Annotated in this window: 1 protein-coding gene; it reads right to left on the reverse strand. The window is 55.4% G+C overall.

Going from position 1 to position 2079, the window contains the following annotated elements; all coding sequences use genetic code 11:
• Window positions 1–145 precede the first annotated feature (145 nt).
• Entirely contained in the window at window positions 146–1840 is a 1695-nt protein-coding gene (locus DWW51_RS10120; protein ID WP_117774416.1) for a phospho-sugar mutase, read from the reverse strand.
• Between the last annotated feature and the right edge of the window lie 239 nt (window positions 1841–2079).

The raw sequence follows: 2079 nt of genomic DNA on the forward strand, positions 1-2079 counted from the left end.
CAGACCGGAGGGCCCCCGGGGGCGGGAATCTGGGCGTACACATTTCCTACACATATAAGGACTCTCGGCTGGGTAAATATAAGAGGGAACCTCGTTTCCGAGATCCCCTCTTTCGCCTATCTACAGTAATAGACTCTTAAATACCTTATGCCAACAGCTTGCGACCGGACTCCTCAATCGCGTCAAGTGCTGCATCAGCCTCGGCGGCATCCGCGCCCTTGGCAAAGATATACAGCTTGATCTTGGGCTCGGTGCCAGAAGGACGGACGATACCCTTGTTGCCACCCTCGAGATCGAACTCAATGACATTAGCCTTCGGCAGGCCGTTCACGCAGGTGTTGTAATCCACGACGGCCTCAATCTTAGAACCGGCGAGCTCCGCAGGCGGGTTCTCGCGCAGACCGGCCATGATGCCGGCCATCTTTGCCGCACCCTCAGCACCCGGATAGCTCAGCGAAATCGTCTTATTGTGATAGTAGCCATACTTCTCGTACAGCTCGTGCATCGCATCGGCGAGGTTCTTACCCTGCAGCTTGTAATACTGAGCCATCTGGCAAATCAGCAACGAAGTGCTCACGGCGTCCTTGTCGCGCACATGGTCGCCAGCCAGATAGCCGTAGCTCTCCTCAAAACCGAAGATAAAGCGATCTACTTCACCAGCATCGGAAAGCGAGGTAATGATGTCACCGATGTACTTGAAGCCCGTCAGGCAGCGACGAAGCTCAAAGCCATACTCCTCGGCCAGAGCATCGACCATGGCGGAAGAAACGATAGTAGTAACGGCAACCTTCTTAGTGAGGTCCTCACCGCGGGCAGCACGGGTCTTGCAGATATAGTCGAGCAGCAGAACGCCCATCTCATTGCCGGTCAGCAGCAGATAGTCGTCGCCATTCTTAACGGCAACGCCAACACGGTCGGCGTCAGGATCGGTTGCAAGCAGCAAATCAGGGTGAACCTGCTCACAGAGATCGATGCCTTTCTGCATGGCCTGACGGATCTCGGGATTAGGATACGGGCAGGTCGGGAAATCGCCGTTCGGTTCCTTCTGCTCGGGAACAACCGTGACATCAGTGATGCCAGCGCGCTCGAGCACCGTGGTGACGGGAATGAGGCCGGTACCATTCAGCGGCGTATAGACAAGCTTGAGCGGTGCGCCAGCAATCTCCTCGGCAGAAAGATTCGTAACGCCGCGGGCGAGAACGGCGTCGTAATAACGCTCGAGGCACGAGTCATCGATCCATTTGACCAGACCCTGCTCAAGAGCCTCATCGAAGTCCATGGACTTCACGCCGGTGAACGTATCCGTCTCGGCGATAGCCTTAGAAATTGCATCGGCGGCCTCGCTGGTGATCTGGCAGCCGTCGGGGCCATAGGCCTTATAGCCGTTATACGGCGCCGGGTTATGACTAGCGGTCATGCAAATGCCACCGGAGCACTTAAGATCACGGACGGCCCAGGAGAGCGTCGGCACAGGAGAAATCTTGGGATACACGAGGGCAGTCACGCCGTTTGCTGCAAGAATGGCAGCCGTCGTCTTAACGAACAGTTCACCCTTATTGCGGCTATCGCGAGCGATGGCAACCGTCGGATGCTCAAAGGTCGTATTGAGATAGTCAGCAAAACCCTGCGTCGCGCGACCGACCGTATAGATATTCATACGGTTAGTGCCCGCACCGATAGTGCCGCGAAGACCGGCAGTACCGAAGGCGAGATCCTGGAAGAAAGCGTCGGTGATGGCGTCCTCATCACCCTGCTCCTTCATCGTGTTGAGCTCTGCGAGGAGCTCCTCGTCCTTGACATTGGCAATCCAAGTATCAAGCAGCTCATGAACATCTGCCATGTGAGTCCTTCCGTCACAATCAATAAAACGACCCGTGTAAAACAGGACAAGCGCATCAGCGCGCTAAAGCAAATATTAGTCCATTGAGAACAGAGAACCGGCCACAGAACGGTGAACGTTTATATTCACCGGTGGATGATTGGATTGATTTGATTACATAGAGAATGTCGCCTTTTAACGCAAAAAGGGGGAGGCCGCGAGGCCTCCCCCCTTCTAAGTTCGATGACGGCTCGGTGCCG

This window comes from Collinsella sp. AF15-51, from assembly GCF_003462845.1.
In the GTDB taxonomy this organism is placed as follows: domain Bacteria; phylum Actinomycetota; class Coriobacteriia; order Coriobacteriales; family Coriobacteriaceae; genus Collinsella.